Genomic DNA, 24173 nt, shown 5'->3' with positions numbered 1-24173 from the left:
GAGGGTACTTTCAACTCGATCGGTTCCATGTGGCGAGAGAGATTCGTCAATTGTTCCGAGGTCATGCAAGATATCGGGTGATTCGAAAGAAATTCGCATCATGGGATGAAGAGGGTGTGTTGCGAGAACTCACAAGTGCCATCGGTACGCTAGAACATGAGGAGAAGGAAAAGCAACTCGAGGCGCTTGTTCGTCGAATCGAGGAGATGCCAGGATGTTTGCGTGACTATCGCATATGGCTGAAGGAAAAAGGGATCGACACGACAAACATGAGAGCGATGGGGAGTGCGGAAGGAACGATGCATGTGTTTGCGAAACGAAGTAAAAACGGTCGAAGTTGGAAAGATGCAGGGATTGAAGCAATGTTGCGAGCGATCGCCGCGATAAAAGATACGTTACTCATTCGGACACGCCGTGGGGTGATGTATGGCGTGGAAGAACGAGAAGAAACGAAACGAGAAACGATCGTGAAAAAGGCAATGAAACGCGTCTCATCTCGAATGAAGGAAGTGATTCGGGACAACATTCCGTATTTCCGTCAGTCTTCAGGAACACCGATTTACGAGGTATTACAAGCATTGAAAGGTTTTTAAAAACACAGATATAGGCACATACCTACAGGATAAGAGAGGATAAAAGCGCTTACATGAAACAAGCCTATAAAACCATATATAACCAATAAAATCGGTCGAGAAAAAAATCTCCCACAAAGTCTTGACTCAAACCTTTCATTCCCCTCGTTTGTAAACAACAAACACACATGCTAAAATAAGGGCAAATTGATAAAAAAGGAGCTTTCGTATGTTACAGACGATGTTATCGCAAGAAGTGATGACAAAAGCAGCTCAACGTCTCATGAAACTTTTACCGTACAACAAACATAGCGACGTCATTAAACGAGCATGGCAACTGTATCGCACAGGACATGTATATAACGTAACGGTTGAGGAGGATATATTAAAAGGGAAGGTGACAGACCGCGGTCATACGTATGAACCTTCTTTCCGACTGAAACAAGCGGCCAGCTCGTCTTGTTCTTGCACAACAGTCGGATTATGTCCGCACAATATTGCGTTATTTTTATATGCGTACAATCAAATTGATGCAGTCGGAAATTTCATTCGGCAATGGAAAGAGCCAAATGCAAAACAAAAACTGACAGGAAGCACGGAAAAACAAAAGGTTACAAACACTCCATCAAATATAGAACATATGGCGAAAACGAACATCGTTGATGCGTGGTGGCAATCGTTTGAAGAACGATATGATCGCATGTTTCTTTACGATCTCACAGAGGAAGAACATATGCGCAAGCTCGTTCAATCTTTTTTTCCTACATTCGAACGTCCAAAATCAAAAGCACCGTTTTTAGATCATTTTTATTATGTCCATGCCGCCTTATTTACATTTGTGAAACTTGTTCATATTCCACAACAGGAGTGGGGCTACTCCGCCATCATGCAAGAGCGACATGTCACTCAGTTTGTCCCAAAAGTACAACAAGCGATCAAAGATTTAGCGAAAAAAACGAGTACAACGATGCACGAACAACTCATATATGCTTCGATTCCGTACGTTCGAAACATATTGTTAGGCGAATTAACGTACTTTAGACAAATATTAGATGTATACGAAACGATATGGAATGATGTATTGACCGATCCGACATATCGCGAAGAAGAATGCAACTGGGCGATAAAACAATTAAATGAGAAAGAAACCGTCGAACAACAAATCCCATTTATCGCTGCCGCTTCATATGTATCGTTTTTGCTTGAAAACGATCAGCAAGCTTTTGAACTCATTGAACCGTTTCCATACTTAGCCACTGAACAGATCGTCAATTTTATGCATATATCGTTTGCGAAAAAACAAATGCATCGTGGGGCGGAGTGGTTTTATCGGCTTGAAAAAAATATAGAATCATACTTACATTCACTTCGTATGAACGATCGCGATTGGTTTGTTCGCACCGTATTATCTGCTTATCGTCAATACAGCATCGCGACAAAAAACGACGAAACAGAACAATATGAACAGCTTCTTCAAAAGCTTCTTCCGTATAGTTTTTATATATACATCGACTACTTATTCGATGAACAAAAATGGAAAGAGCTCATCGAATTATATATGCTTGAAAAAGCAACCGTCGATATGATTCCAACATATCATTTAAAATCCGTTGAACAAGCGGATCGTTCGCTCGTTCTCCCGCTTTATCATCAAACGATTATGTACTACATCGAACAAAAAAACCGGAGCGCATACGAACAAGCGATCAAACATGTACGAAAACTACGGGCTCATTACCGTGCCTTAAAACAAATGCCTCGCTGGGAAGCATATATTACAAAACTCGCTGAGCAAACAAAACGATTGCGTGCCTTTCAAGATTTATTACGGAAAGGGAAATTCATATGATGCAACTGGAACTGCAAAGCCGTTGGCTTGATGAACAAAAACAATTTTTCATTTATAGCGACGATGCGCATCCAAGCAATTGGAGAGACCTCGTCTTTTGTTGGCACGAAGAAACGTTTTATGGCACATTTGCCCCAATCGAAACGATTGGAACACATATCGGCGTTCTCCTTTCCCCGTGGGAAGCGCTCACGTTCTTTGCTTATCCATCCACAAACGGGCTGATCGAAATCATATGGGATGAACAAAGTAAACAATTTCAAGCGTGGGCCAAACAAATCATTACACACATCGAACAAAAACAGTTTATGCCTGATTTTGAAGCATGGAAAAAAGGACAGTTCGGCTGGAAAGGAACAGAAGAAGACCATCCGTTCGTTGCCATGTGGCGCTCTGAAGCAATAAACAACTGGATTCAATCTGACATCGAACTAAAAGAAACGTGGGAACAAATCGTAAAAACGTACCCGCTTCTGACAAGCGACGCTGCACCATGGATGGACGAGCACGATTGGTTAACGGAAATCGGTTGGGATCAAAACCGTCCACCTTTTGTCTTTGCGATTCGTTTACGTGAACCGAACGAAGACGATGGACCATGGCCGCTCGACACCGTCTTCATCGATGCGAAAACAGACAAAATAACCGTTTATGACGGAACGATGCCGCGTGCTTGGCAAGCGTACGCTAGTCACGTCGAACGGGCACAACAACGGTGGCAAACGATCGTTCCATGGCTGAGCGAAAACGGGGAGTTGCGCAACGAACTAAACGAAGAAGAAGCGTGGCGCTTTTTAGTCGAAGCCACCATTGAACTCGCCGAAGCAGGCGTCCGCGTCATTGTGCCGTCGTGGTGGGAAGTTGTCAAACAAACAAAACTTCGGATAAAAGCTCGCGTGAAATCATCCTCGACATCGATATTTGGATTAAATGCGCTCCTCGATTTCGATTGGCGCATCGCCACAAACGATGTCGAATTGACAGAACAGCAATTTGCGGAACTCGTGGCTCAAAAACGTCGCCTCGTGCGCATTCGCGATCAATGGGTACAACTCGATCCTGCGCTTATTCAACGCGTTCAAACGCTAATGAAACAAGCAAAAAAAGAAGGGCTATCCATTCGCGACGTACTGGCGCAAACACTTGCTGAGCAACAAATAAAACAAGAGAATGATGAAGATCCAATTGACATTGAACTGAACCGTTCGTTTACATCGCTTATTCAAAAATTAAAACATATCGACCATATCCCGACCGTCCCCGTGCCAAAAACGTTTCACGGCACGTTGCGCCCATATCAACAACGCGGGGTCGATTGGCTCGTCTTTTTGCGCCAGTTCGGCTTTGGCGGCTGTTTAGCTGATGATATGGGGCTTGGGAAAACGGTCCAAATGCTTGCCTATTTTGCATATGTGAAAGAAAATGAGAAACGAAACGGTCCTGCCCTGCTCATTTGTCCGACGAGCGTCATCGGCAACTGGCAAAAAGAATGTAAGCAATTCGTGCCGTCTTTAAACGTTTACGTCCATCACGGGCCAAATCGCGAACACGGCGATGCGTTTGCCGAAAAAGTGAAAAGCTACGACCTCGTCATTACATCATATAGCTTGGCACATTTAGATTTTGAAGATTTGGCCGGCATCGACTGGGACGTCATTTGTTTAGATGAAGCGCAAAACATTAAAAACGCCCAAACGAAGCAGGCGCGCGCTATCCGCAAGCTGAAAGGGCGGCATAAAATTGCGCTTACCGGAACACCGATTGAAAATCGGTTAAACGAGCTTTGGAGCATTTTCCACTTTTTAAATCCGGGCTACTTAGGCTCACAGACAGAATTTCAGCGCCGTTTTGCAACGCCGATTGAAAAAAATGGGGATCAGCAAGCGACAGAAAAACTACAAAACTTGATTCACCCGTTTTTACTGCGCCGAACAAAAACAGACGAACGCATTGCGCTTGATTTGCCAGATAAACTAGAACAAAAAGAATATTGTCCGCTAACCGTCGAGCAAGCTTCATTATATGAACAAATTGTGCAACAGTCGCTCGAAAAACTCGAACAAGTGGACGGCTTTGCGCGGCGCGGGATTATTTTACAAATGTTAAACAATTTAAAACAACTATGCGATCACCCTGCGCTTTATTTAAAAGAAGAGCATCCAAAACAAGTCGTTGAACGGTCACATAAACTAGAAAAATTGCTTGAACTTGTTGAACAAATTCGTGAAAACGGGGAAAGTTGTTTAATTTTCACCCAATATATTCAAATGGGTGAAATGATCCAACAGGTGTTATCGACACATTTAAAAGAAACTGTCGTCTTTTTAAACGGAAGCACACCGAAACAGACGCGCGACACGATGATTGAGCAGTTTCAAAATGGACAGTTTCATATATTCATTTTATCGCTTAAAGCAGGCGGCACAGGGCTAAACTTAACCGCCGCAAATCACGTCATCCATTTCGACCGTTGGTGGAACCCAGCCGTTGAAAATCAAGCGACAGACCGTGCGTATCGAATCGGGCAAACGAAATTCGTTCATGTGCATAAATTCATTACAACCGGCACAGTCGAAGAAAAAATTGACGAAATGATTGAAATGAAGCAAGCGCTCAATGAGCAGCTCATCCAAAGCGACACGTGGATTACCGAACTGTCGAACGAACAATTGCGCGAACTATTTACGCTTTCATGAGGTGAAACATGGCAAAGAAAAAAGAAAGTTGGGAAAAGCTTATCGAACAAATGTTAAAAAAACTAGCAGAACGAAAAAAATAAACAGCCGGCACGACCGGCTGTTTATTTTTGAATATAAAACTTTCTTGGTAACGTAAAGCTATATACAATCGGAATAATAAATAAAGTTAAAAAGGTGCTGCTGATTAATCCACCAATGACCGTAATCGCCATCGGTTGATTCAGTTCCGCCCCATCACCGATACCAAAAGCAAGCGGCAACAACCCTAAAATCGTCGTTAACGCCGTCATTAAAATCGGACGAAGACGAAGTTTTACCGCTGTAACAATAATATCTCGCTCCCCGCGCGCACGCATCTGGTTCATGTAGTCAACAAGAACGATCGCGTTGTTCACGACAATTCCTGCAAGAACGATGCCACCGATAATGACCATGACGCTCATCGGCGTATGGGTTAGCCATAATCCAGCTGTAATGCCGATGATCATAAGCGGAATAGTAAACATAATAATAAACGGATGTTTAAACGATTCAAACTGCGCTGCCATCACAAGATAGACGAACGTCACCGCCAATGCAAACGCCAACGCTAAATCGTCAATCGATGATTCTAATAGCTCCCGATCGCCACCGAAGACGATTTCTGTTTCAGACGGAAGATCGAGCTTAGCAATTTCTCGGTCGACAAGCGCAGATATGTCACTCAGCGTCACCGAACTTTTATATTTCACCGTAAACTGCACCGCGCTTTGCTCATTTACCCGCTGAATTTGGACGCGGCTTTTTCCAACGGTGACAGAGGCGATATCGCCAAGTTTCACAAACGAACCGTCCGGCTTTTTCACAAGCAGCTGCTTTAAGTCAGATACAGAATTTTTCACGTTTTCATCGTATTCGACCGTCACATCGTATACGTTCGCAGATGCGTCAATGATGCGCGTCGCTGTCATTCCGCGCGTCATTTGTTGGGCAACGACCGCCACTTGCGCTGGCGTCAGCCCATGTTGTAACGCTTTATCGCGATCGATCTGTACTTGAATTTCATCGACCGTTTCCGATAAATCTGTCGATACTTCTTTCACTTCTTTTAACGCCCTTACTCGTTTTTCAATTTGGCTGACGACTTGTTTTAGGCGCTGTTCGTCCGTATCTTTCACACTAAACGTTAACGTATTTGGCGCACTTCCTGTCGACGCTTGCAAGTTAAACGATACTTCCGCTGTTTGATTCACATTTTTTACCGCTTTTTGCACAGGCGACTTTAATTTATCAACGACGACAAACACAGACCGTTTCCGCTCATCTTTCGGCTTCATTTTTACATATATTTCCGCAACATTGCTTTGTGTCGTTCCGCGAAACGACTGTTCTTGCGTTGAACCGATGAGACTGACGTACGTTTCAATCTCATCGACTTTGTTTAACTCATGTTCAATGGCAGCAACGACGCGCTCTGTCGCTTCTAAAGCATAGCCGTCACCTGTTTGTACGCGAATGGAAAAAAATCCTTCATCCGTATTCGGCAAAAACTGCATCCCTACTTTCGTTAATCCGACGACACCGACGCCAAGCAAGCCAAGTGCGAACAATAACACGATCAAACGATGACGCAACGCCCAACGCACACTTTTCTCCAGCGCGCGCATCGATGCGGAAGATAATCGCGCTTCTTCCCGATAACGTCTGCGCGGACGTAGCCAACGGCTCGCAAGCATCGGCACAACCGTTAACGCGACAAACAACGAAGCAAGTAAACTAAACGCAATCGTTAATGCAAATTCGGTAAACAAATCTCCAATTAATCCAGTAATAAATAATACAGGAATAAATACTGCCACGCTCGTCAACGTCGAGGCGACAATGGCGCTTCCGACTTCGCTCACCCCATCTTTTGCCGCTTCTTTCGGCTCTTTCCCCATCGCTAAATGGCGTGAAATATTTTCAATGACGACGATCGAGTTGTCGACAAGCATACCGATTCCGAGCGCTAATCCACCGAGCGTCATAATGTTTAACGTAAAGTCGGAAAAATACATTAAAACGAACGTCACAATGACCGAATACGGAATGGCGATGCCGATAATGATCGGGCTTTTCATATTGCGTAAAAATAAAAATAAGACAGCCATCGCAAACGCGCCACCTAAAACGAGCGACTGGGCAATATTGCGGATCGTCCGTTCAATGAACTCCCCTTGGTCAAATAATATATCGACATGTACGTTTTTAAATTGTTCTTTTTTCAATAGCTTATCTAGCTGCTTTTGAAACGATTGTGACACTTCCGCCGTATTCGCATCCGCCTTTTGCAGCACGCTCATCAGCACAGATGGCCGTTCATTCGTTCGCGTAATCGTTTGTTGCTTTTGCGAAACAAGCTCGACTTTCGCCACGTCTTGTAGACGAATGCGTTCATTCGTCAACGGATTGATCGCAACAACAAGCTTTTTTAAATCGTCAACCGATTGCACGGTACTTAAAATGCGCGTCGACAATTGCCGCTCATCGATAACAACCGTTTCACCCGGCAGCGACACGTTATTAGCTGAAATCAAGTTAGCGATATCTTGTTGAGAAAGGCGATATGTACGGAGCTTATTCGGATCAACGAGCACTCGCACCCGTTTCGTTAACGTGCCCGATACGTTCACGCTCGCCACACCTTCCGTTTTTGCAAGCTCCGCTTTTAACTGTTGCGCTAATGCGTTCAACTCACCCGTTCCGTCTTTGCTCGTTAACGTCATTTGAATGACCGGAAACTGCGATGGGTCAAACTTTAAAAATCGCGGCTTTTGCACATCATCTGGAAGCGGTGCTTGATCGATGCGCTGCATCACATCATTTTGCATTTCATCAATGACTGTCGCCCATGAAAACTGCAATAAAATGAGCGCTGAGCCTTCCTGGGATGTTGACGTCATCGACTTTAACCCCGGTAACGTCACTAAACTGCTTTCTAACGGCTTCGTTACTTTTTCAAGCACTTCCGTTGGCCCTGCCCCCGGATACGTCGCCACAACAACCCCAACAGGTGGCTGAATATCTGGGATTAACTTCATCGGAATATTTAATAACGATACCGCCCCTAAAAGAATGACGATAATCATCGACACAAACGTCAGCACAGGGCGCCGAATCGAAAAATGGCTAATGCCCATCATATCCCCCCCATGTGTATTCTAATGATAGGGTAGCGAACAGAAAAACAATTGTCAAATTTTAGACTATAAAAATAACCGACACAATGGCCGGTTATTTCTTCTTCACAATCATTTCTTTTTTAAACGAATGTAATAGCGATATGACCATAAAGATCATGATGATTGTAAATGGGAATGCTGCGATAATCGACGCTGTTTGGAGCGCCTGCAATCCACCTGTCCAAAGCAAAATAGCTGCTGTTGCTGCTTGAATGATTCCCCAAGTAAATTTTACCGAGTTCGACGGATTTAAACTTCCGTTTGTCGTCTGCATCCCAAGCACAAACGTAGCTGAATCTGCTGACGTAACAAAGAACGTACAAATCAGTAGAATCGCGAGCCCTGACAAAATCGTACTAAGCGGAAAATGGTTAAAGACAGAAAAGAGCGCCATTTCAATGCCTAATTCGTTCATTGTATTCATAATGTCCGCTTGTTCAAACATTTCTAAATAAAGAGCAGAGCCACCAAACACAGAGAACCATAGAGCACTAAAAATGGTTGGAACGAGCAATACGCCAATCATAAACTCTCGTACCGTCCGTCCACGCGACACGCGAGCGATGAATGATCCAACAAACGGCGCCCAAGCAATCCACCATGCCCAGTAAAAAATTGTCCAAACGCGCGGCCATTCACTTTGTTCGAATGGCCTTAACCGTAAACTCATCGACGGCAAGTTTTGAACGTAAGAACCGAGCGTTGCTGTAAATACATCCATAATAAAGTTTGTCGAACCTGCAAACAGTAAGAAAACCATTAATAGTACCGCAAGCATCACATTCGTATCACTTAATATTTTAATTCCTTTATTGAGCCCTGTTTGTGCAGAGAGCATAAATAAAATGGTAACTACTAAAATGACAATCATTTGGGTCGTTAAATGATTTTGTATATTCGGAGAAAGGTGAGACAGCCCTCCACTAATTTGAATAGCTCCTAATCCGAGCGATGTCGCTACACCAAAAATAGTCGCATATACCGCTAACGTATCGACCGCTATTCCTGTTAAACCGTTCACGCGTTCGCCAAATAACGGATACAATACACGACTCATGACCCCTGGCTCTTTTTTTCGAAACTGAAAATAAGCTAATGCTAAAGCGACAACGGCATAAATGGCCCAAGGATGAAGCCCCCAATGGAAAAACGCATATCGCATCGCTACACGACCAGCTTCTGCTGTTTCTGCTTCACCAACAGGTGGACTGTAAAAATGATACATCGGTTCCGCCACACCCCAAAACACTAACCCGATTCCCATTCCTGCACTAAACAACATACCAAACCATGTTCGGTAACTATACTCTGGCTTTTCATCATCTGCCCCAAGTCGAATGTTTCCATATTTCGAAAAAATCATCGTGATGCAGAAGATGAGGAAAAAGGTTGCTGCTAATAAGTAAAACCAACCAAACTTATGGACTAAAAAGTCTTGTATTGCCGCACTCACTTGTGCTAAATGAAATTGCGGCCATACACTTTCAGGGATGACTCCCCATCCAATAAATAAAATCGCAATAACAATGGAAATGTAAAACACGGGTGTTGTTTCTCGCATCAAATCCCCCCTCTATTTTATCGTGCTTATGGGGATCGTGTTAGCGTCTTCGGGAGTTGATGAGGCATGTGTAGCTATAACCATGGTAACAAAATGGAAAAGGGAAGTCAAATGAGACGACTTCCCCTTTTTTACATATGCTTTTTATGCCAATTCCAAGCAGTTGTAATGATTTCCTCTAACGAACGTGTCGCTTGCCAACCGAGTTCGCGGGCAATTTTCTCGGATGAAGCAACAAGGCGGGCCGGATCTCCCGGACGGCGCGCTGTATATTCAATCGTTGCTTTTTTCTCTGTCACGCGCTCACACATGTCGATCACTTCTTTCACCGAATAGCCGAGACCGTTGCCAAGGTTGTATACAGCCGTCTTTTTCTGATCAGCAAGAAGGGCATGCAAAGCGAGAATGTGCGCCTCTGCTAAATCCATCACATGAATGTAATCGCGAATACATGTGCCATCTGGTGTATCGTAATCTGTGCCAAACACTGAAATTTTATCGCGCAATCCGAGCAAATGTTGCAAAATAAGTGGAATTAAATGCGTTTCTGGGTCATGGTCTTCCCCAATGTCGCCACTTACATGCGCACCTGCCGCATTAAAATAGCGCAACACCACGTAACGTAAATCGTACGCTGAGGCAAAATCGGAAAGCATATGCTCAATCATTAACTTCGAGCGACCGTACGGGTTAATTGGAAGCATCGGACATTGTTCTGTAATGATATCAACATTCGGAATCCCATACACCGCAGCTGTCGACGAAAAAATAAACCGTTTGACGCCATATTCCATCATCGTTTCTAATAACGTTAACGTCGCTGCCACATTATTTTTATAATATTTCATCGGCTCGACAACCGACTCGCCAACTAAACTATTTGCCGCAAAATGCATGACCGCATCGATCGGATATTTTTCAAAAATGCGCACGAGCGTTGCCCGATCCCCTAAATCGCCATGCACAAACACCGCTCGTTTATCGACTAAATAACGATGCCCTGTCGATAAATGATCAAGCACAACGACCGAGTTTGTTTCCACTAACTGTTTGACGACGTGGCTGCCGATATATCCTGCCCCACCAACGACTAAAATCATACAGAAACTCCTTTCAGGCGAATATACGACCATATTAACATATATGGAAAAATCGAGCATCATTTCTTCCTTATTTGATCGCTCTTCTTCCAATCGAATAATATTCGATGGCATATTTTTTGACGTCTTCAAGCGCATAACAATTACGGCCATCAAAAATAATTGGTGTTTTCATTTGCTTGACGTATACAGATAAGTCGAGTTGTCGAAACTCATCCCATTCTGTTAAAATCATCGCCGCATCCGCATCTTTGAGCGCTTCTTCGACATGGCTTGCATATATCACTTCTTTCGGCAATACCGCTCTTGCTTTATTCATCGCAATCGGATCGTAAGCAACAACGATCGCCTGTTCAGCAACGAGTTCACGCGCGATAACAAGCGATGCCGCTTCTCGCATATCGTCTGTATTTGGCTTAAACGACAAACCGAGAAGGGCGATTTTTTTACCTTGAATATGTCCGAAACGTTTTTTTGCTTTTTCAATGAGCTTTCGTTGTTGTTTATTGTTTACTTCAATGACTGCCTTCAACAACTCGAAATCATGATCTATATTTGCTGCAATTTTCGCTAACGCTTTCGTATCTTTCGGAAAACACGAACCGCCATATCCAATGCCTGCACGTAAAAACGATGAGCCGATGCGTTCATCCATTCCCATTCCCGCTGCCACTTGTTCAATATCTGCGCCAACTTTTTCACATATGTTTGCAATTTCGTTAATAAAACTAATTTTCGTTGCTAAAAATGCGTTAGAAGCGTATTTAATCATTTCTGCGCTCCGAATATCTGTTTGAAAAATCGGAATGCCAAATGGACGATGAATGTCCGCGACCACAGCTGCCGCTCGTTCATCATCCGCCCCGATCACAATGCGATCGCCATGAAACGTATCATAAAGCGCTGACCCTTCACGTAAAAATTCCGGATTCGACACGACATCGATGCGCACATGCGGAGCGAGCTGTTGAAACATGCGCTGCATCTCATGATTCGTCCCGACGGGCACCGTGCTTTTCGTCACAACAATGACATCTTTCATCACCGATGAGGCGATGTGTTTCACCGCTTGATCAATATATGTCAAATTCGCTGAACCGTCTTCGTTTTCAGGCGTGCCGACCGCGATGTAAATCACATCTGCTTCGCGATACGCACTCGCACCGTCTGTTGTAAAAAACAACCGATTCGCTTCCATATTTTCTTTCATAAACTGCTCAATCCCCGGCTCATAAATCGGAGAAATGCCTTGTCGCATGCGATTTACTTTTTCTTCATCAACATCAACACACGTCACCCGATGCCCCACATGAGCAAGCGCTACCCCTGTTACTAATCCAACATACCCTGTTCCAACGACGACAATGTTCATTGCTACCCTCCGTGCCTGTCTTTTTTTTTCAGTTTACACAAATGCGAACACTTTTGCACGACACAGCTATTTTGAAAAATATTTTTTAGAAAGTAAGTCATTTTACTTATAAGAAAGTGAACATTTGTCTATGATTATAGTAAAAGGACAGAGGAGGAATAGCATATGCCAACTGCATGGGAAACATTAAAAAAGATTACAAAGTTATCAGATTACGAAACATTACCCGCTTCGCTTCGCCATGAGATTGAACGAACTTTAGAACAAGTAAAGAAAGCCGAAACAATTTATCAATTAAAAATCCAGTTGCGCGGTATTCGTCCACCGATTTGGCGACGTGTGCTCGTCCCAAGCGACATAACATTCGATCAGCTCCATCTCATTATTCAAGAGGCGATGGGATGGGGAAATTACCATTTGTATCAGTTCGAAACAAGTGATGCGATCATTGACGTCCCACATCCAGATGATCGCTTTATGACTCTTTGGAAGGACAAGCTCGATTCACAAAAAACACCGATTAAAAAATACTTAAGTAAAGAGAAACAAAAAGTGTTGTATACGTACGACTTCGGGGATAACTGGGATCATATCATTACATTGGAGAAAATCGAAAAACGAATCGAACCGTTAACACATCCGATTTGCATCAAAGGATCACGAGCATGCCCTCCCGAAGATGTTGGTGGGGTTTGGGGCTACCAAGATGCGATCGATATGATGAAAGACGATACGCGAAAACAAGAGCGTCAAGAGTTTTTAGAATGGTATGACGAATGGTACGGAGACGACTTTGATCCAGAGCGCTTTGACATTGAAGAAGTAAACCAACGACTTGCGACCATTCGCTTCAAGTAGTGTGAAAATGCGAGAGGACTGCTGAAAAAGGACAGTCCTCTCTCGCGTATGAACGTCTGTTAGGAAACGATTTTGATATGTTTTAATTAAGCTTCCCGCAAAAAATGTGTTAGCACCTGTAAAGAAGGATGGCTAAAATTGAAGTGGTCCTTTTCTTATCCGATCATACAAACCAACTAATAATAAAAACAACGGAAAAACCGACGAAAGCGATGATTGTTTCCATCGCTGTCCATGATTTTAGCGTATCTTTCACCTCTAAACCAAAGTAGCGATTGACAAGCCAAAATCCTGAGTCGTTGACGTGTGAAAGAATTGTCGCTCCCGCTGCAATCGCAATTGTAATTAAACCTAAAATCGGACCCGTTAAGTTAAGCGTCTCAATAAATGGAGCCATTAATCCAGCGGATGTCACCATTGCTACTGTTGCTGAGCCTTGCGAAATACGAACGAGCGCAGCGATGATAAAAGCTAACACAATTGGAGGTAACGTAGATGTCGCCATCATATCTGCAAGCACTTTACCGACACCTGAATCGACTAAAATTTGCTTGAACACTCCACCAGCTCCTGTGACAAGAATAATAATTCCAGCCGGTTCAAGCGCTTTTGTCGCAATATCTTGTACTTGTTGCTTTGAAAAACCGCGCTTTCGTCCTAAGAAATAGAAAGCTAATAATGTGGCGATCGTTAAGGCAACAAACGGATGTCCTAAAAACGTAAAGAACGATCGAAACATATTTTTCTCTGGCAAAACAACCCCTGAAACGGTATTCATTAAAATAAGGAGCAAAGGAATGAGAATAATCACCGCAATTAATCCAAAGCTAGGTAAATCCCGTTCGTTATCATGCTCTTTCCATTCCATATACGAAGGAATAGAAGCATGGATTTTTTTAGCAATATACTTCCCAAACAAAGGTCCTGCTATCATCATTGCAGGTACACCAGCAATAAAACCGAATAAAATGACCCAACCTAAATCTGCGCCAATTAAATTCGCAACCGCAATAGGCCCTGGTGTTGGCGGGATAAAACTATGCGTCACCGCTAGACCAGCAAGCAAAGGAATGCCGTAATATAAAAGAGATCGCCCTGTCTTTTTCGCTAAACCGTAAACAATGGGTACAAGAATAATAAACCCAACGTCGAAAAATACGGGGATCGCAACTAAAAACCCAGTAATTCCAAGCGCCCACTGTGCTTTATCTTCACCAAACTTTTTCATTAACGTTTGGGCTAGTCGTTCAGCCCCTCCTGACGCCTCGAGCATCTGTCCAAACATCGCGCCTAATCCGACAACAACTGCGACAAATCCAAGTGTCCCACCCATTCCGTTTTGGATGGACTCAATGACGCTTTTCAAAGGCATGCCAGCCGCCACTCCGACGAGTAAACTAACTAACAATAAAGCGACAAATGCATGCAATTTTGAACGAATAATAAGAAATAACAATAAACTAATCCCTGCGATAACGATGAAAATTAATGAAGATGATGTCATTGCACTCCGCTCCCCCTTGTTTTTAAAGTAAACGCTTACAATTACTAAATCGGTTTAGTTATAAAGTGAATCACCCCCTTTGTTTATACATATTTACTTTGAAAAGAAGAAATGATTTGAAATTCATCTTTTAATCGCATATATAGACGTGTATACAAGTCAAACAATTCCGCATAAATCGCTGTATGTTGTTCATTTGGTGTATGAGACGAAGAAATGCGTAGCCACGATTTCACCTCTTGTAGCGACGAAATATCTCCTTGAGCGTAAAGAGCTAATGCTGCTGCTCCTAGCGCCGATGCCTCATGCGTTTCAGGGACGATTAGCTCTTTTCCCATCATATCGCACAACATTTGACGCCAAAACGGCGACTTCGCAAATCCACCCGATACTCGAATTTCCGATAACGGCCCAACGACATCGCGGACCGCAAGTGCTACCGAAAATACGCTCATACAAACGCCTTCCATGACTGAACGAATAAAATGCTCGCGCTTATGCTGCAAACGAATACCAAAAAATGTTCCACGCGCATGCGCATCCCAATACGGGGCCCGCTCCCCTGATAAAAACGGCAAAAATAACAATCCTTCCGATCCAGCAGGCACACGAGCGGCATATTGTGTCAATAAATCATATGGGTCTACTCCAAGCCGCTTTGCTACTTCTTTTTCTTGTGCCCCAAATTCATCACGCAACCAACGTAATAAAATCCCCCCATTATTTGTCGGTCCGCCAACAACCCATTCATTTTCTGTCAACACATAACAAAACGTCCGCCCTCGTTCATCTGTTTTTGGAAAAGGGGAAATCGTTCGCACCGCCCCGCTTGTTCCAATCGTAATAGCAGCCTCATGGGGTAATACGGCACCTACCCCGACATTCGCAAGCACGCCATCGCTCGCTCCAATGACAACAGGGGTGCGAGAAGAAATACCGAGCTGTTCAGCCCATTTTTTATCCATTCCTTGTAGCGTATATGTCGTAGGAACGAGAGAAGACAACTGGCTACGCTCGATGCCGAGAAACGTTAAAATTTCTTCATCCCAATCAAATGTTTGCAAAGAAAACAAACCGGTGGCCGAAGCAATCGAATAATCAACAACGTACTGATGAAACCATTGATATAACACATACTCCTTAATGGAAATAAACTTATATGCTCGTTTGAATACATCTGGCGCACATTCTTTAAACCACATCAATTTCACAAGCGGTGACATCGGATGAATCGGTGTCCCCGTTTTTTTATACATCGCCACCCCTTGTTCACTTGCTCGAAGCCGTTCAGCTTGTTCGCTACTTCTGTTGTCTGCCCAAATGATGCAGTTCGTCAAAGGTCGGTGGTGTTCATCTACTAACATCATTGAATGCATGGCGACACTAAATCCAATCGCCTTTACTTGCTTTGCGGAAACATGTCCTTTGTATATCGCTCCCTGTATACTTTGCATCACCGCGGAAAAAAGAACGTGCGGATCTTGTTCCGCCCATCCCGGTTGCGGATGAAGCATCGGATATTCGACCGCATGCATGGAGCGAATGCTTCCATCTTCGTCAAAAATGACAGCCTTTGTACTCGTTGTACCAATATCAACTCCGATGACAACTTGACTCATTTTTTTCTCCTCTTTTCTTTGCCGAATCCCTTTCTATGAACATTGGAGCAAGCCGAAACATTTGTGGAGACATCTCACCATTCATTTGCATAAACAACCGTTCTGCCGCTATTTTTCCCATTTCAAACGTTGGCTGTGCAATCGTTGTTAACGAAGGGGTATAAATCGATGCAAATGGAACGTCATCAATACTTATGACTGCTAGATCGTTCGGAATGGCGAGTTGGTGTTTTTTCACGAACGCTAATACTTCCATTAACGTTAAGTCATTTATCGCAAATATCGCCTCAGGCAGTTTATTACTGTTAAAAAGAGCTTCTAATCGCTCCGGGATGCGCTTCACATGCTCGGTAATAACCCACTCTTTTTCCACTGAAACACCGTGATCACGCAACGCATGATGAAAAGCTTCGATGCGCTCTGTACGTGGAATGACGTGTGGAGCAAATGGCGGTGCAACAAGCCCAATATGTTTATATCCTTGTTCAATGAGATACTGTACACCTAACTGAACAGCACGCTCATTATCCAACAAAACCGAATCCGCATCGATCCCCGCAACTGTACGGTCCACAAACACAAGCGGTAAGCGCGCTTCTTGCATTTTTTTATACAACTCTACATTTTTTCCTGTCGGGAAAATAATAAACCCATCCACTTGTTTCGCCCATAACATATCAATATATTTTCTTTCTTTTTCAGGATCGTCATCTGTATTACAAACGATGACATGGAAATCATGTTGTTGACACATATCCTCAATTGCACGGAGCACTTGCGTCGTTAACATATGCAAAATGTTGAAAACAATGACGCCAATCGTCGCTGTTGATTTTTGTTTTAAACTACGGGCGAGAACATTTGGGCGATATTGTAATTCCTCAATTGCCTCCGCAATGCGCCTTTTCGTTTCTTCGCTCATATATTCATATCTTTTATTTAAATATTGCGATACTGTACTTTTTGAAACATTCGCCAGTTTTGCTACGTCCGCCATCGTCACTTTCCGCACCGTATTCATTCCCCTTTACTAAATCGATTTAGTAAATAAACCGGTTTAGTTGTATTATATATGAAATTGAAAGCGTTTTACAACCGAAATATTTCGACACATTCCATTTTTTACGATCAGCCATACGTTTGGCAGATGAGTGTACACAAAAAAACCGCCCCTTGCCTCATTACTTAGGCTTCTGGCGGTTTTACCATTTCACGATATTATTTTACTAATTCCAAAGGCACAGGAATAAATTTTTCTACCGTTTCACCTTTTATGACTTTTAGTGCCGTTTTGACAGCATTTTCACCAATCAACTCTGGTTTTTGGGCAATCGTTGCAGCCATTTTCCCTTCTTGTACAGCTTTTACAGCATCATCTGTCGCGTCAAATCCGACGACGATGACATCTTTCATTCCTTGTGCTTCAAGCGCTTGTAACGCACCTAACGCCATTTCATCGTTATGCGCAAATACTGCCTTAATGTCTTTTTGACTTTGAAGAATATTTTCCATGACCGATAATCCTTTTGCGCGGTCAAAGTCTGCCGGTTGTTTTGCGACTACTTGAATATTGCTTGCTTTGTCAATCACTTGATGAAATCCTTCTCCACGTTCACGAGCAGCAGATGAGCCTGGAATCCCCTCTAACTCAACAATATTTCCTCCATCTTTCAATGCTTCAATAATGAACTCACCTGCCATTTTTCCTCCTGCAACGTTATCTGAAGCAATATGGGCTACCACTTCGCCACCATCTGCGCTACGGTCGACTGTAATCACTGGGATGTTTGCCTTGTTCGCTGACTCAATCGATGATGTCACAGCACTAGAATCTGTCGGGTTAATTAAAATAATATCTACCCCTTGTTGAATTAAATCTTCAATATCGCTCGTTTGTTTTGCTGGATCATTCTGTGCATCAACAACCGTTAACGATACATTTGCTTCTTTCGCTGCTTTCTCCGCCCCTTCCTTTAACGTCACGAAAAATGGGTTGTTTAACGTAGAAATCGATAAACCAATTTTTACATCGCCTTCTTCTTTTTTCTCCGTGCTGTTCGTTGAAGTGCCGCTGTCTAACGAACAACCAACAAGTCCCCATACGACAAACAAAATCGCTGTCAACATGCTTACAACTTTTCTCATGATTCTCCCCCGCTTTGTTTAAAATTTTATATCAAACTTCTTTGCGGCGATCTAAAATAACCGCAAGAAGAATGACAACGCCTTTAATTACTTGTTGGTAAAATGAAGAAACATTTAATAAGTTCAATCCATTGTTTAATACGCCAATGATTAACGCACCGATTAGTGTACCAAAAATCCATCCTTTTCCACCTGATAAACTTGTACCTCCTAACACAACTGCTGCGATCGCATCGAGCTCATAAGCAGTTCCTGCCGTTGGCTGAGCAGAATTCAGGCGAGACGTTAAAATTAAGCCCGCTAAAGCAGCTAAGCCGCCTGTTAAGGAATAAATCCAAATTTTCAAGCGATCCACGCGAATTCCTGACAGCCGCGTCGCCTCTTCATTTCCACCAATCGCATACGTATGGCGACCAAATGTCGTTTTCTTTAATACAACGTAAAGCACGACGTACACGACAAGCATCAATACAACAGGTACGGGAATACCTAAAAAATATCCACGTCCAATCATTTGAAAAGCAAGTTCATCTGAAAATCCTGTAATCGGCCGTCCTTCCGTATACACAAGCGTCGCACCGCGGAAAATAGTCATTGTCGCCAATGTGGCGATAAATGGTGCAACTCTACCCTTCGTAATAATCACACCATTAAGCGCCCCCATAGCGAGTCCCGCTAGAATACCGATGATCATCGCGACAAGTCCGTTCGTACCATCCGCCATAAATCCGGCTGCCAATGCACTAGAAAGCGCTAAAACAGAACCTACAGATAAATCAATTCCGCCTGTTAAAATAACAAATGTCATACCGAATGCAATTAACGCATTAATGGATACTTGCCGAAAAATATTCAGCCAGTTATCAAACGTAAAAAAACTATCGCTTAAAAAAGCTAGTATGATACAAAGCAACAATAATCCCATGAACGGTCCGAGCTTCGTTATATTTAGCTTCCAAACATTTGTTTTCTCCTGGACGATTGGCTTTTGCATTATACGTCTCCCCCTGTCGCTGCGCGCATAATCGTTTCTTGATCGACATTGTCGTTATCGAGAATCGCCGTTATTTTTCCTTCATGAACAACCATAATCCGATCACTCATTCCAAGTATTTCAGGAAGTTCCGACGATACCATAATGATCGCAACCCCTTGCGCAGCTAGTTCGTTCATAATCTCGTAAATTTCTTTTTTCGCACCGACGTCTACCCCACGTGTTGGCTCATCTAAAATAAGAAGACGAGGATTCATCGCTAACCACTTTCCAAATACGACTTTTTGTTGATTCCCCCCACTTAACGCTTTCACTTGTATTTCAGCGGTAGCTGCTTTAATATGAAGTCGCTCTATTAAAGAACGGACAAGTTCGTTTTCTTTTTTGTCATCAATGAATCCAGCCGTCGCAAGCTGCTCCGATCTCGGCAACGTTAAGTTTTCACGAACCGTCATTTGTAAAATAAGACCTTTTCCTTTTCGATCTTCGGTAATAAAAGCCATGCCATGCTCGACAGCTTGCCGTGGTGATGCAATTTTCATTGGTCGTCCATCTATATAAATCGTTCCTGCATCGATTTTTCGAACACCAAAAATCGCTTCCATGATCTCCGTACGACCAGCACCCATCAACCCAGCGACTCCTAAAATTTCTCCTGCATGCACCGCAAATGAAACGTTATGAAACACTCCGTTTTGTGTTAACCCTTCAACGCGAAGTCGTTCTTCACCAATGCGGACACTTCGTTTCGGAAAGCGTTCTCCGATTTGTCTGCCGACCATCATATGAACAATTTCATCAAATGTCGTTTCACGTATTTGCTTCGTTCCGATAAACTGACCGTCGCGCAACACCGAAATACGATCGCAAATCGTAAAAATTTCTTCCATTCGATGCGAAATATAAACGATCGCAACCCCTTGTTGTTTTAACGTACGAATGACGTTAAAGAGCGTTTGAATTTCTCGATCGGTTAACGCCGCTGTCGGCTCATCCATAATTAAACATTTAGCATTTGTTGATAATGCCCTAGCAATCTCAATAATTTGTTGTTTTCCGACGGATAATTGGCCTGCAACTTCATTCGGATCGATGTCCATACCAAGTTTTTGTAAATATGTTCTCGCCTCATTCGTCATTTCTTTTTGACGAATCCATCCTGTTTTCCCGATCGTATGTTCACGTCCTAAAAATACATTTTCTGCAACTGTTAACGTCGGAATGATGTTCAGTTCTTGATGAATAAACACAATGCCGTCTCGCTCCGCTTCTTTTGGGTGCCGATAATGAACCTCTTTGCCATCTACCGTAATCGTCCCGGCATCTTTTTCATACATCCCCGTCAATATTTTCATTAACGTCGATTTTCCTGCTCCATTCTCCCCCATGAGCGCATGCACTTCTCCTGCACATACTTCAAAATCGACTCCATCCAAGACGAGATGTTGATGAAACGCCTTTTTAATTCCTTTCATTTGAATGAATGGCACGTCTCTCTCCTCCTTAAAAATTAACGCCGGAGTGAAGAATCATATTGGCGTAAGGAGTCGCTTCTCCTGTACGAATCACCGCTTTGGCTGATTTCATCATTTCTTTTAGTTGTTCATGGGAAACGATATGTGTCGTCGTGTTCGTAAATCTCTTCTGTATTTCTTGGTACATGATTTGATTGTGTGATTGCATTTCTTCCGCAATGGTAATCGCTTCAATCTCCAATTCTTCTAAAATGGGATCGAGTACAGATAAAAAGGACGGAAAGCCTTTAACAACGGATAAATCAATGCGCGTCACTTCTTCCGGAATTGGCAACCCACAATCAGCGATGACAATCATATCTGTATGCCCTAGCGAAGCAAATACTGTATTTAGTTCTTTATTTAATACCCCACGTTTTTTCATCATTTTCACCCTTTCTCCGCAAGAAACGACTCAAGTTCTTTTTTTGTCGGCATTCCCGTTTGCGCCCCTAACTTTGTTACTGAAAGTGCTGCTGCCGCGTTCGCATAACGGCAAGCTTCTTCTAATGCCATACCTTTACTCAACGCCACCGCCAGCGCCCCGTTAAACGTATCCCCTGCCCCTGTCGTATCGACAACTGGTACGTGAAACCCTGGAATACGTATCCATTCACCGTTTCGCTGGAACGAAACGCCGCGTTTCCCTTCTGTCACGATAAATTTGTGCGCCCACTTCTCTATCGCTCTCCCTGCTAGCACAATATCTCTTTCGTGCTCATTTGGCGTTAAAACATCTACTTGATCGAGTAACATGTCTGGAAGCGGCTGCGCTGGTGCTGGATTTAAAATGACGCGAACACCGTGCCGTTTTGCGATCCACACCGCCCGTTCCACAACAGAAAGTGGAATTTCCAGCTGAAGAAGGCAAACATCACTTTTTGCGATCTTCTCTTCCCATCGCTCTGGATCATCTGGGCATAGTGCATGATTGGCCCCAGGAACGACGATGATACGGTTATCTCCTTCCGAAATGACAATTGTCGCAATACCCGTTTCAATATCTGTAACCGGTTTCACACCGTCAACAAAAATTCCTTCTCTCTTTAAATGCTGAAGCAACTCTGTTCCAAACGCATCAGCACCAACAGCACCTATCATATGAACGTCCGCACCAAGCCGTGCTGCCGCTACCGCTTGATTCGCTCCCTTCCCCCCAGGGATGAGGCGAAACATTTCCCCTAGTACCGTTTCGCCTTGTAGCGGCATTCGTTTCACAATCGTTACTAAGTCCATATTCATGCTTCCAATGACTGTGATTGTCGGCTTTCTCACGATTTTCCCCTCCTGTTCGTCGACTCTCGCTCAATAAGTGTAACAGGCAATACGTAATGAAGCTGCTCAATGAATTGACCTTCAATTTTTTTCACTAAAAGCCGTGCTGCAATCGCTCCCATTTCATAAATCGGTTGTGAAACGGTCGACAGTTCCGGTGTCGTCATCTCTGTTAATGGGATACCGTCATACCCAATGATTGCCACATCTTCCGGGACACGTAGCCCGAGTTGTTGAACAGCTTTTAGCGCTCCAACCGCCATCGCATCGTTCCCAGCAAAAATTCCATCAACTAGATTTGTTTGAAGAGCTTGTAGCACCGCTTCTTTCGCTTGTCTTAGCTGATAATTTCCTTGAATGATGAGCGCTTCTTCCCAAAGCCCTAAACTTTTCATTTCATCCCGATACCCGTAAAAACGCTGCATCGCGTTTACTACATGCGCCGGACCTTGAACATGGGCAATTTTTCGGCATCCGATGTCATACAAATGCCTTGTTGCTAGCCTGGCTCCATGATAATTATCCGCAATGACCGATGGAAAGGAATGATCTGACGGCCGGTCAAGAACGACGATTGGAATATCTAACTCCATCACTTCCTCCATAGCCAGTTGATTCGTCGTTAAAATCATGCCGTCTACACATTTTTGCTTTAGCACGTCCATATATTGCTTCTCTTTTTCGCTTTTTTCATCGGAATTGCACAAAATAACCGTATAATCGTAAATGTTCATCACATCTTCAACAGCACGAACAAGTTCAGGGAAAAAAGGGTTTGAAATATCGGGAACAATAAGCCCGATTGTTTTTGACGTTTTTTTAAATAACGTCCGTGCCACTTCATTCGGCTTATAGTTCAATTTCTCAATCGCTTTTCGCACCCGTTTTTCTGTTTCTTCATTCACATAACCGTTTTGGTTCAACACACGCGAAACCGTTGCGACCGATACCCCTGCCAACTTAGCAACATCCCGGATTGTAGCCATATTTGTTCTCCACCTTCGTTTTCTGTAACCGGTTACATATAATATAGCAGAAACTTTCAAATACAAGCAAGTATTTCCTATGATTTTTTATCGACAATATTCGTAAAAATAGAACCATTTCTCCCCATCACTCTGTACAAACATATTGCTTCTCGTTTCATTGAGAGAGTTTGATAAATTTCAACTTAAACTATATACATCCAAATTGACATTTTAACCTCTGGTTTACACAGCACACCCAATGCGGCGTAACACCTCATCTGGATGCTGTAAGACATGTTGTTCAAACCGAGTAATCGACTGGGCGATGTCTTTTTGATCTTTATGCAAGATGTTGGCGATGACTTCGTCTTTCAGCCACTTCCACAACCGTTCAATCGGATTCAAATGAGGCGAATACGGCGGGAGAAAAATAAAATGAAAGGCATCGCCTTCTTCGCTTTGAAGGAAGGCTCGAACCATGTTGGCATGATGAATACGCGCATTGTCCAACACAAGCACGATGAATCGGTCGGAATATTTCTCTTTTAACAGGCGCAAAAAGTCGAGGAACGTTTCGGCGTTGGCGGATGATGCGCGATGAAACACGACATCACCTTGTTGCACGTCGACGGCACCAAAAATGGATACGTGGGCGTGATGACCGTAGCTTGGCACTTGTTTTTGATTCCCTACTTCTGCCCATGTCGTACGAAGCGCTTGATAGGCGCGAACATGCGTCTCATCGACATGAAGCAGAACGATTTCTTCCGTGATTAGTTTTTTTTTATAAACTCAAGTTCTTTTTCAAACGCCGCTTGAAGTACAGGATCGCCTTTGACGAGCTTATAGGTCGGACGTGTCCATGACAAGCGAAGACGATGCAACAACTTCCGAATGCCTTCCCGTGACATCGAAACACCATAGGTTTGTTGGATGTAGGACT

General features: G+C 43.4%; 19 protein-coding genes. 4 read left to right on the top strand and 15 right to left on the bottom strand.

What is annotated here, in order from left to right; all coding sequences use genetic code 11:
• The 3 genes from EKC99_RS12835 to EKC99_RS12825 all read left to right on the top strand — a co-directional run.
• On the top strand, positions 1–593 hold a 593-nt coding region (locus tag EKC99_RS12835; protein WP_205597784.1), incomplete at its 5' end, for a UPF0236 family transposase-like protein.
• A gap of 208 nt (positions 594–801) precedes the next feature.
• The gene (locus tag EKC99_RS12830) at positions 802–2421 is read left to right on the top strand and encodes a hypothetical protein (protein WP_163152194.1); all 1620 of its coding nucleotides are present in this window, start codon (positions 802–804) and stop codon (positions 2419–2421) included.
• A complete protein-coding gene (locus EKC99_RS12825; RefSeq protein ID WP_163152192.1) occupies positions 2418–5117 on the top strand; it encodes a DEAD/DEAH box helicase in 2700 nt (899 codons plus the stop codon). The genes EKC99_RS12830 and EKC99_RS12825 overlap by 4 nt, the downstream gene beginning before the upstream one ends.
• A gap of 104 nt (positions 5118–5221) precedes the next feature.
• Here the strand turns inward: EKC99_RS12825 and EKC99_RS12820 are convergent, their stop codons facing one another.
• The 4 genes from EKC99_RS12820 to EKC99_RS12805 all read right to left on the bottom strand — a co-directional run bounded on the left by EKC99_RS12820 (position 5222) and on the right by EKC99_RS12805 (position 12353).
• Positions 5222–8278 carry an efflux RND transporter permease subunit gene (locus EKC99_RS12820; protein ID WP_163152200.1) on the bottom strand — a complete coding sequence of 1019 codons (3057 nt, stop codon included), beginning with the start codon at positions 8276–8278 and terminating at the stop codon, positions 5222–5224.
• A 94-nt stretch (positions 8279–8372) separates the two neighbouring features.
• Positions 8373–9881 (bottom strand): glycine betaine uptake BCCT transporter, encoded by a 1509-nt coding sequence (locus EKC99_RS12815; protein ID WP_163152190.1) that lies wholly within the window; start codon positions 9879–9881, stop codon positions 8373–8375.
• Positions 9882–10012: 131 nt separating this feature from the next.
• Positions 10013–10981 carry a UDP-glucose 4-epimerase GalE gene (galE, locus tag EKC99_RS12810; RefSeq protein WP_163152188.1) on the bottom strand — a complete coding sequence of 323 codons (969 nt, stop codon included), beginning with the start codon at positions 10979–10981 and terminating at the stop codon, positions 10013–10015.
• A 70-nt stretch (positions 10982–11051) separates the two neighbouring features.
• Positions 11052–12353 carry a UDP-glucose dehydrogenase family protein gene (locus EKC99_RS12805; protein WP_035067491.1) on the bottom strand — a complete coding sequence of 434 codons (1302 nt, stop codon included), beginning with the start codon at positions 12351–12353 and terminating at the stop codon, positions 11052–11054.
• A gap of 165 nt (positions 12354–12518) precedes the next feature.
• On the opposite strand from EKC99_RS12805, the gene EKC99_RS12800 reads away from it, so the two are divergent.
• Complete coding sequence (locus tag EKC99_RS12800; RefSeq protein WP_240468880.1) at positions 12519–13211, top strand: plasmid pRiA4b ORF-3 family protein; 693 nt, start codon at positions 12519–12521, stop codon at positions 13209–13211.
• Between the two features lie 163 nt (positions 13212–13374).
• On the opposite strand, the gene EKC99_RS12795 is transcribed toward EKC99_RS12800, so the two are convergent.
• The 11 genes from EKC99_RS12795 to EKC99_RS12745 form a co-directional block, all read right to left on the bottom strand.
• A complete protein-coding gene (locus tag EKC99_RS12795) occupies positions 13375–14715 on the bottom strand; it encodes a GntT/GntP/DsdX family permease (protein ID WP_163152186.1) in 1341 nt (446 codons plus the stop codon).
• Positions 14716–14798: 83 nt separating this feature from the next.
• On the bottom strand, positions 14799–16334 hold the full coding sequence (locus tag EKC99_RS12790) for a gluconokinase (protein WP_163152184.1): 1536 nt from the start codon (positions 16332–16334) through the stop codon (positions 14799–14801).
• Positions 16309–17346: a LacI family DNA-binding transcriptional regulator gene (locus EKC99_RS12785; protein WP_163152182.1), complete on the bottom strand. Its 1038-nt coding sequence runs from the start codon at positions 17344–17346 to the stop codon at positions 16309–16311. The genes EKC99_RS12790 and EKC99_RS12785 overlap by 26 nt, the downstream gene beginning before the upstream one ends.
• Positions 17347–17552: 206 nt before the next feature.
• The gene (gene rbsB / locus EKC99_RS12780; protein WP_163152180.1) at positions 17553–18479 is read right to left on the bottom strand and encodes a ribose ABC transporter substrate-binding protein RbsB; all 927 of its coding nucleotides are present in this window, start codon (positions 18477–18479) and stop codon (positions 17553–17555) included.
• Positions 18480–18510: 31 nt separating this feature from the next.
• Positions 18511–19473, bottom strand: coding sequence for a ribose ABC transporter permease (gene rbsC / locus EKC99_RS12775; RefSeq protein ID WP_163152178.1), 963 nt, complete (start codon positions 19471–19473; stop codon positions 18511–18513).
• The gene (locus EKC99_RS12770) at positions 19473–20948 is read right to left on the bottom strand and encodes a sugar ABC transporter ATP-binding protein (protein ID WP_163152198.1); all 1476 of its coding nucleotides are present in this window, start codon (positions 20946–20948) and stop codon (positions 19473–19475) included. Before EKC99_RS12770 ends, rbsC begins: the two co-directional genes overlap by 1 nt.
• Positions 20949–20976: 28 nt before the next feature.
• Positions 20977–21372, bottom strand: coding sequence for a D-ribose pyranase (rbsD, locus tag EKC99_RS12765; RefSeq protein ID WP_163152196.1), 396 nt, complete (start codon positions 21370–21372; stop codon positions 20977–20979).
• A gap of 5 nt (positions 21373–21377) precedes the next feature.
• Entirely contained in the window at positions 21378–22262 is an 885-nt protein-coding gene (gene rbsK, locus EKC99_RS12760; RefSeq protein WP_163152175.1) for a ribokinase, read from the bottom strand.
• Positions 22259–23248, bottom strand: a complete 990-nt coding sequence (locus tag EKC99_RS12755) for a LacI family DNA-binding transcriptional regulator (RefSeq protein ID WP_163152173.1) — start codon at positions 23246–23248, stop codon at positions 22259–22261. The genes rbsK and EKC99_RS12755 overlap by 4 nt, the downstream gene beginning before the upstream one ends.
• A 225-nt stretch (positions 23249–23473) precedes the next feature.
• Complete coding sequence (locus EKC99_RS12750) at positions 23474–23986, bottom strand: IS630 family transposase (protein WP_163151694.1); 513 nt, start codon at positions 23984–23986, stop codon at positions 23474–23476.
• Between the two features lie 17 nt (positions 23987–24003).
• The gene (locus tag EKC99_RS12745; protein ID WP_483296097.1) at positions 24004–24141 is read right to left on the bottom strand and encodes a winged helix-turn-helix domain-containing protein; all 138 of its coding nucleotides are present in this window, start codon (positions 24139–24141) and stop codon (positions 24004–24006) included.
• Positions 24142–24173: the final 32 nt, after the last annotated feature.

It is taken from the genome of Anoxybacillus sp. MB8, from assembly GCF_011006755.1.
GTDB lineage: Bacteria > Bacillota > Bacilli > Bacillales > Anoxybacillaceae > Anoxybacillus > Anoxybacillus gonensis.
Note: the sequence above shows the minus strand (reverse complement) of the source record. Positions and strands in the feature narration are given on the sequence as shown.

Bases quoted from the DNA above. Each gene is read 5' to 3' on its own strand.
- EKC99_RS12805 (WP_035067491.1), bottom strand. From the start codon at position 12,353: ATGAACATTGTCGTCGTTGGAACAGGGTATGTTGGATTAGTAACAGGG.
- rbsC (WP_163152178.1), bottom strand. From the start codon at position 19,473: ATGCAAAAGCCAATCGTCCAGGAGAAAACAAATGTTTGGAAGCTAAAT.
- EKC99_RS12800 (WP_240468880.1), top strand. From the start codon at position 12,519: ATGCCAACTGCATGGGAAACATTAAAAAAGATTACAAAGTTATCAGAT.
- EKC99_RS12815 (WP_163152190.1), bottom strand. From the start codon at position 9,881: ATGCGAGAAACAACACCCGTGTTTTACATTTCCATTGTTATTGCGATT.
- EKC99_RS12825 (WP_163152192.1), top strand. From the start codon at position 2,418: ATGATGCAACTGGAACTGCAAAGCCGTTGGCTTGATGAACAAAAACAA.
- EKC99_RS12790 (WP_163152184.1), bottom strand. From the start codon at position 16,334: ATGAGTCAAGTTGTCATCGGAGTTGATATTGGTACAACGAGTACAAAG.
- galE (WP_163152188.1), bottom strand. From the start codon at position 10,981: ATGATTTTAGTCGTTGGTGGGGCAGGATATATCGGCAGCCACGTCGTC.
- rbsD (WP_163152196.1), bottom strand. From the start codon at position 21,372: ATGAAAAAACGTGGGGTATTAAATAAAGAACTAAATACAGTATTTGCT.
- EKC99_RS12795 (WP_163152186.1), bottom strand. From the start codon at position 14,715: ATGACATCATCTTCATTAATTTTCATCGTTATCGCAGGGATTAGTTTA.
- EKC99_RS12820 (WP_163152200.1), bottom strand. From the start codon at position 8,278: ATGGGCATTAGCCATTTTTCGATTCGGCGCCCTGTGCTGACGTTTGTG.
- EKC99_RS12755 (WP_163152173.1), bottom strand. From the start codon at position 23,248: ATGGCTACAATCCGGGATGTTGCTAAGTTGGCAGGGGTATCGGTCGCA.
- EKC99_RS12770 (WP_163152198.1), bottom strand. From the start codon at position 20,948: ATGAAAGGAATTAAAAAGGCGTTTCATCAACATCTCGTCTTGGATGGA.
- EKC99_RS12830 (WP_163152194.1), top strand. From the start codon at position 802: ATGTTACAGACGATGTTATCGCAAGAAGTGATGACAAAAGCAGCTCAA.
- EKC99_RS12745 (WP_483296097.1), bottom strand. From the start codon at position 24,141: ATGTCACGGGAAGGCATTCGGAAGTTGTTGCATCGTCTTCGCTTGTCA.
- rbsB (WP_163152180.1), bottom strand. From the start codon at position 18,479: ATGAGAAAAGTTGTAAGCATGTTGACAGCGATTTTGTTTGTCGTATGG.